This is a genomic window from Streptomyces sp. NPDC044033 (assembly GCF_056434425.1).
Genome location: NZ_JBWKFF010000051.1, coordinates 1 through 7011 on the forward strand (window position 1 = coordinate 1; position 7011 = coordinate 7011).

At 69.8% G+C, this 7011-nt stretch carries 7 protein-coding genes; 3 read left to right on the forward strand and 4 right to left on the reverse strand.

Translation table 11 applies throughout. The features are described from left to right. Positions 1 to 80 precede the first annotated feature (80 nt). Positions 81 to 962, reverse strand: coding sequence for an amidohydrolase family protein (locus AC07AB_RS39845; protein ID WP_478577541.1), 882 nt, complete (start codon positions 960 to 962; stop codon positions 81 to 83). Positions 963 to 1562: 600 nt separating this feature from the next. On the opposite strand from AC07AB_RS39845, the gene AC07AB_RS39850 reads away from it, so the two are divergent. Then, complete coding sequence (locus AC07AB_RS39850; protein WP_478577543.1) at positions 1563 to 1793, forward strand: hypothetical protein; 231 nt, start codon at positions 1563 to 1565, stop codon at positions 1791 to 1793. Between the two features lie 232 nt (positions 1794 to 2025). On the opposite strand, the gene AC07AB_RS39855 is transcribed toward AC07AB_RS39850, so the two are convergent. The 3 genes from AC07AB_RS39855 to AC07AB_RS39865 form a co-directional block, all read right to left on the reverse strand. Next, positions 2026 to 3036, reverse strand: coding sequence for an alcohol dehydrogenase catalytic domain-containing protein (locus AC07AB_RS39855; protein WP_478577546.1), 1011 nt, complete (start codon positions 3034 to 3036; stop codon positions 2026 to 2028). A 49-nt stretch (positions 3037 to 3085) separates the two neighbouring features. Further along, positions 3086 to 3418, reverse strand: a complete 333-nt coding sequence (locus tag AC07AB_RS39860) for an SDR family oxidoreductase (protein ID WP_478577548.1) — start codon at positions 3416 to 3418, stop codon at positions 3086 to 3088. A 202-nt stretch (positions 3419 to 3620) separates the two neighbouring features. Beyond that, positions 3621 to 4142: a MarR family winged helix-turn-helix transcriptional regulator gene (locus AC07AB_RS39865; protein ID WP_478577551.1), complete on the reverse strand. Its 522-nt coding sequence runs from the start codon at positions 4140 to 4142 to the stop codon at positions 3621 to 3623. A gap of 79 nt (positions 4143 to 4221) precedes the next feature. Here AC07AB_RS39865 and AC07AB_RS39870 point away from each other — a divergent pair, with 79 nt between their 5' ends. Further along, positions 4222 to 5853 carry a CocE/NonD family hydrolase gene (locus tag AC07AB_RS39870; RefSeq protein ID WP_478577552.1) on the forward strand — a complete coding sequence of 544 codons (1632 nt, stop codon included), beginning with the start codon at positions 4222 to 4224 and terminating at the stop codon, positions 5851 to 5853. Between the two features lie 44 nt (positions 5854 to 5897). Beyond that, a complete protein-coding gene (locus AC07AB_RS39875) occupies positions 5898 to 6482 on the forward strand; it encodes an isochorismatase family protein (RefSeq protein WP_478577555.1) in 585 nt (194 codons plus the stop codon). Positions 6483 to 7011 lie beyond the last annotated feature (529 nt).

Sequence of the window (7011 nt, forward strand, 5' to 3'; positions counted from 1 at the left end):
ACAAACGCGATTACATCTTCCACGGCACCCTGGCCACCGCAGCCATCGTGATCTGGCTCCGCAGCCTCGCCAAAGAACCATCAGACACTGCCTAGGGCGATGGTTGTGCCGCTCTCCCCGATCGCCTTCCATGCCTCCCGGGTCAGGCCGGTGGCGTGGATGAGGGTGATGTCCGTGCCGAGGATGCCGTCCTTCTCCCACTGCCCGATGGCGTTCGAGGAGGAAGTGCCGAAGACGGCGTCCACGCTTAACCCGATACCCAGCTCCCTCGCCGTGCGGGCGAGTCCGGGGCCGTAGGCGAGAGCCGGTCCGGCGATCTCGTCGGTGGCCAGGGCTGCCAGGCGCAGGGTCAGCAGCTGGTTGTCACTGGTGAAGTACGTGTCTTTGAGGCGGGCGAGGTCGCCGGGCCACTGCTCGTCCCAGTCACCGAAGTGCGGGCCCATGGAGGCGTGCACGCCTCGGATGCCGGTGTCGATGAGGGCTTGGACGGCGGCGTTGGAGTGCTCGGGGGTGCGGGAGTTGTGGGAGAAGTCGAGCATGCAGGTAATGCCGCTGTCGATCGCGGTCAGCGCGGCCAGTTTCGTCCCGGTGTACATGTCCTTCGGGCGGTAGAGCGTGGCGTAACCGGCCAGGGTGGACATCACGTACGCGTCGAGGTCGTCGACGTCCGGCATGCTCCGCCGCAGCTGGGTCTGCCACGCGTGCCGGTGCGTGTCGACGAAGCCTGGCGCGAGGATCGCGCCGACGGCGTCGACGACCACCGCGCCGTCCCGGCTCAGGTCAGGACCGATCGCGGTGATCGTGTCGCCCTCGACGAGCAGTTCGGCGCCGTCTAGGACACCGGAATCGGGATCCATGGTGACGATGGTCGCGCCGGTGAACAGCATGCGCCGCTTCGGGTCGGCAGATCGGCGGTGAAGCTGTTCGAGCACAGCAGGGCTGGCGGTGCCGGAGGTGGTCAAGGGGAAATCCTGTTCGTCATGCCAGGGCGGTGAGCCTGTGCGGGATGAGCGATGCCCCCAGCTTCGCCCCAGCCGACGGCGGCAGGCAGGCCGCCGTTTGCCCAGGTACAGCACACCCCGGTTCACCCATCGCTCCGCGGCGCGGGGGCGCGAGGGAATCGGCACCGTGCTCGTCGGTGTCGAGGACGTATCGGCCGTAGCCGAGCGGCGTCCGCATCGCGATCTCGTCACTGAAAGAGTCCGGGTCCGAGCCCCGCCGAACGGGCTCGCCCCGTACGCCGCCGACGTCTGCCACCACCCCCTCTACCTGGACCCCAGCTCCCGCCCGCCCCCGCCGCTGGCACCGACACGGACGCCGTCGCCCTGCTCAACGCCCTCACCCACGCCGGCCGCCCGCTCACCGCCGACTTCCTCGCCGAGTCCCCCGGCGGGAACCTTGACCACGTCAGCGACGTCATCGAACGCGCCTGTGCCTGCCTCCACCCCGCCGGACCGCGCCCTGCGGCGCGTGGCCCCCGCGCACTTCACCCTCAGTCCGCGCGTGGACGTTCTCACCGGCCGGCAGCTGAACCGGGTGCACCCCGCGAACCACACCGATCCGTGGCACCGCCCTCATGTGCGCACTACCGGCTGCTCCAGCGCGGCAGCCTCAGCGGTCAGGGCGCAGCCGTGCTGTTCCAGGCGTCCTACGAGGGTTCCGTCTCTGCCGATCCCGTGGAGCCGACCGCGGCCGCCGTCGCGGGTCTGCTCGACGCCGGGTTCCTGGTCCGCGCCGACGGCGTCCGGTACAGCCTCCGGCTCACGGTCTCCGACGACAGCACCACCTGCTGACACGCCTCATGGCACAGCCACTGACATCCAGACGCTGACGGCGCTGACGGCGCTGACCGCGCTGCTGCAGCGGATGGCCCGTGAGGGCGCCCTCACGTCTTCGAGCCGCCCCGGTGGCCCGGTGGATCGTGATGGTGATCGACGCGGCCTTCCTGGCGGGCGTGGAGGACGACTGCGTTCGATTTCCCGGCAGGTGGGTGCGTTGCCGCGCGGTGGGGGTGGTGGCGGCGTGTCAGGGGATCAGAACGGCGCGGTACCTGGCCTTTCCCATGTTCTGGAAGGTCTCCTCGGCGGTGTCGAGGGGATGGGGTTCGACCATGGGGTGGATGCCCTTGAGTACGGCGAAGGCCATCGCCTCCTCGCTGTCCTTGGCATGGCCGCTGTACCAGCCGGTGACGGCGCGGCGGCCGAACACCAGGAGATCGGGATTCGCTTGGATCGGCTCCTGTCCGGTGGCGATCACCACGAGGCGGCCATTGGGCCGCAGGCCCTGGAGGAGGTCGGCCTGCGCGGGGCTGTAGCCGGCGGTGGAGATGGCGGCGGCGGCCCCGCCGAGTTTCGCCAGTGCCTCGCCGGGGCTGCCCTCGTCGCTGTCGAGGTACTCGTCGGCGCCCAGCTCGCGCGAGATGTTTTCCTTGGTGCGGCCTCGGCTGATCGCCACCGTGCGGAACCCCATCTTGTCCGCGAACTGCACCGCCAGGTGGCCCAGTCCGCCGACGCCGTGCACGGCGACCGTGTCGCCGGGGCCGGCGCCACAGTGGCGCAGCGCGTTGAAGGTGGTGATGCCCGCGCACATCAGCGGGCCGGCTTCCTCGAAGGGGAGTGCGTCGGGGACGCGGGCGAGGGCGTCCTGCGGTGCCACCGTGTACTCGGCGTACCCGCCGTCGTAGGAGAGCCCTACGATCTTGGCGTTCGCGCAGTTGACGAAGTCACCCTGTCGGCATTGGTCGCACGTGAAGCAGCTGCCACCGTGCCAGCCGATGCCGACCCGGTCGCCCCGCCGCCACGCGCTCACGCCGGGACCGGTGGCATCGACCTCTCCGGCGATCTCGTGGCCGGGTACTCGCGGCAGGCGCACGCCGAGCAGGCCGGAGCGAATGATGTCCTCGCCGCCGCATACCCCGCACGCACGTACCCGCACCCGCACCTGACCGGGTCCGGGCTCGGGGACGGGCAGCCGGGTCACTGTGAACGGCCGGCCGGCCTCGACCGCCTGCGCCGCTTTCATCGTTTCTGAACTCAAGGTCGTTCTCCTCGCGTTCGGTGTGACGGGTAGGGCCGCGCGGGGTGCGTCAGCTGCTGGAGCCACCGTTCTTCCGGAGCTCTTCTCCGGTGAGGAGGAACGATGGGGCGCCGGCAAGGAACTCGGCGACGTCGGCCACGTCGTCCGGGGTGGCCAGCCGCCCGATCGGGACGGTCTCCAGCAGGGGCTTCTTGTACGGGTCGTCGTCGCTGATGCCGGTGATGATCCCGGTGCCGTCGATCGGTCCGGGGACTGGGGAGTTCACCGTGACGTTCCGGTGCCCGATCTTCTGGGCCGCCACCTTGACCAGGTATTTCGGCGTGCTCCTGCTCGTACCGTACAGACCTGGACCCGGCTGTGGCGCGACCTTGCCATGCAGCATGTGAAGATCCTTCCCCGCCTCGCCGTACCCCGCCCGAGACCGATCGACCGCACCCTTGTATTCCCGCACACCACTGAACGCTTCGGGAACACCCCGCGCGTCCGGAGGAACGCAAACCGGCCGCGGGCGCGTGTCCTGGACCTGTCAACGCGCTCCTGGGCCGCCACCGCCTGGGCGGCATCCACCGTTCCGCCCCCGCGCGTCACTGGGCCGACGGCGAACGCGACTCGGGCAGGTAGAGCCCGAGGGTGCGCGTGATCTGGCGTAGCAGGGCGCGCAGTTCGCCCTGCTGGGCCGGGGTGAGTCCGGCGACGGCGCGATCCTCGACATGCTTGGCCGCCGCCTGCGCGCGCTCGACCAGGTCCAGCCCTGCGGGGGTGATCCGGACTTCGAGAATCCGGCCGTGTGTGGGATGAGGGGCGCGGGTCACCAGTCCTCGCTCCAGCAGGGACGCGATCGCGGCGGACATGGACTGTGCGGTGACTCCCGCCCGGTGCCCGAGTTCGGCCCCGGAAAGGCCCCCGGGAACTTCCAGGCCCAACTGGGCCAGCGCGGCGAACTGCGCGTGGTTGAGGGAGAACCGCCGCAGCGTGCGCTCCAGTTCCTGGGACAGCGCGTTGCTGACCATCCGCATCATGTACGGCAGTCGCTGCCCGTAGTCCCTGACCATCCGTGCCGCACGTCCTCTCCTGGCGCCCGAGATCTCCAGGTTACCCGTCCACATCTTCCCCAACTTATAAGGTGCCTGATACCTTGCCTCAAGTGTTCGCCCTACAAGGCACGCAGGGAAGGAAGCGCACGACGTGGTCGATGTAGCCGCACTCCCGCACGAGACCGAGGTGCGCACCCGCGCCGGTGATCTCGTACGGGCCGACGTGTACCTCCCGCAGGACGGCCCGGGACCCTGGCCGGTGGTGCTGGGCGCGTCCCCGTACCAGAAATCGCTGCGCAGGCTCCCGCCGCACCCGGTCTTCCCGTTCACCGAATACGGCCCGATCCAGCTCTACCTCGACCACGGCTACGCCTACGTGGCGATGGACGTGCCCGGCACCGGCCGCTCCGAGGGCGCCTGGGACCCGGTCTCCCGTGAGGAGGGGGAAGCCGTCCACGACATGATCGAGCACGTCGCGGTCCAGGACTGGGCCACCGGCGCGGTCGGCATGATCGGCATGTCCCACTACGCGTGGAGCCAGTGGAACGCCGCCCGCACCCGCCCGCCGCATCTGAAGACGATCGTCGCCTACGACGGCGCCACCGACATGTACCGCGACTGGATGTACCACGGCGGTATCCCCACCCAGGGGTTCTTCTCGTCCTGGCTGTTCGGGTCCGTCCTCATGCAGCACCAGCTCAACGGGATCGACTTCCACGTCGGCGGCAAGGACCGGTTCGTCTACGACGCGCTCAGCCACCCCCTCGACGACGAGTGGCAGCGCCGCCGGTCCCCGTTTTGGGAACTGGACCAGGTCGACATCCCCGTCTTCTCGATCGGCGTGTGGGGCAAGGCGGCGCTGCACCTGCGCGGCAACTTCTACGGCTACGAACGCGTCGCCGGCCCCAAGCGGCTGCTGGTCACCCACCCGGACTCCTTCGCCGCCGCCCAACGCCACTTCTTCGACGAGGACTTCCACCGGACCGAGCTGCTGCCCTGGTACGACCACCATCTCAAGGGCCTGGACACCGGTGTCATGGAGCGGCCCGCCGTCCGGTTCTTCGTACGCAATGAGGACACCTACCGCAGCGCAGCCTCATGGCCGCCGCCCGACGCCCGGACCGCCACCTTCCACCTCGCCGGCCACCACAGCGAAACGGTCACCTCGCTCAACGACGGATCCCTCACCCGGACCCCGCCCTCGGCCGAGGACGACACCACATCCTGGTCCTACCCCGACCCGCAGTGGGCCGCCGGGGTCACCGTGTTCGACGAGGACGGCCGCCCCGACCACACGGCCCGGGTCACCACCTTCACCTCCGCGCCGATGGACCGCGACCGCGAGTTCACCGGCCAGGGCGTGCTCACCCTGCACGCCTCGACCGACCAGACCGACCTCGACCTCATCGTCGGTGTCTCCTTGGTGCCTGGACCGGAATCCGGCTCACCGGCCACCCGGCCGATCCGGGTCACCCAAGGATGGCTGCGCGCCTCGCACCGAGCCGAACTGCCCGAACTGACCAGCCCGCTGCGCCCGTTCCACGCCCACACCCGAGCCGAGCCGCTCGTCCCGGACACCGTCTACGAACTGCGCGTCGAACTGCTGCCGATGTCGTTCCTGGCCCGCCGCGGCGACCGCATCCGACTGGCGATCAGCAACCACGACTCGCTGATCGCAGACGCCCCGATGACCCACTTCTACGGCCAGAAGACCGGTACCGACACCTACCACCACGACCGCACCCACCCCTCAGCCCTCCAGCTGCAGGAGCGCCCCAGATGATCACCGACCGCCCGACGCCTTGACCGCACGAGATAAGGACGACCATGCCCTTGCAGATGCTCCCGCCCGCCGAAACCGCCGTACTGCTGATCGACCACCAGGACGGCATCATGAGCTGGGTCGCGTCGATCGACCGTGAAGTGATGAAGGCCAACGCACTCGCCCTCGCCAAGGCAGCCAAGGCCCTCGACATGCCCTTGGTCCTGACCTCGTCCTTGGAGGACCAGGCGCAGGGCCCGTTCGCCCAGGAGTTCGCACAGGCCGCCCCGGAGGAGTTCGCCGCGCGCATCCGACGGACCGGCGTCGTGAACGCCATGGACGACCCCGCCTACGCCGCCGCGGTCGCCGCGACCAAACGACGCAACCTGATCATCGCCGGCGTGACCAACGACGTGTGCACCGTCTACCCCACACTCACCGCGCTCAAGGAGGGCTACACGGTGTACGTCGTCGCCGACGCCGGCGGCTCGACCAACAGGATCGCCGACGACGTGGCCCTACGCCAGATGGAGTCGGCCGGCGCGGTGATCACCTCGACGAACATGATCCTCACCGGTCTGGCGCGGACCTGGACGACCCCGGCGGGCCAGGCCCTCATCCCCATCGTCGGCGAACTCATCCCCGCATGACCGTGAGCCTGTCCTACCGTTCCGCGCCGGGCACGGCTCTGCACCGGTAGGACAGGCTCTTCGGGCTCATGTGCCCGGTGGTTCACCCTGCCTGCACTGGACCGCCTCGTCTCCTACGACAGTCCCCGCCCCCGCACCGCCCCGTGCACGCCGCCACCGATCGTCCGGCGGCACTGCCCACCGCCCCCGCCTCTCACCGCGCAGCGCCTTGCCCACCGGCTGCACGCGGCGGCCGCACATCCCCGCCTCGCCGCGGCCCTCGCCGCCGCGCTGTTCACCGGCACCTCCCTCCAGCAACTCGCCACCACCCGTCCCCGCGACTACGACGACGCCGCGGCCACGCCCGCCCTGCACGACCGCGCCCGCTACACCGACGGCTGCGCCGCCTACCCCGTACCGCCCTGGGCGGGCTTCTTCCTTCCACGGTCCTCTTGGTGAGGTTCCCCCGCTGTGCGGGAGGTGCTGATCAGCTGGTCAGAGTGGGTTGATGGATGTCCAGGTTCGTCGGTTCAGCCGTCGCCTGCTTGGT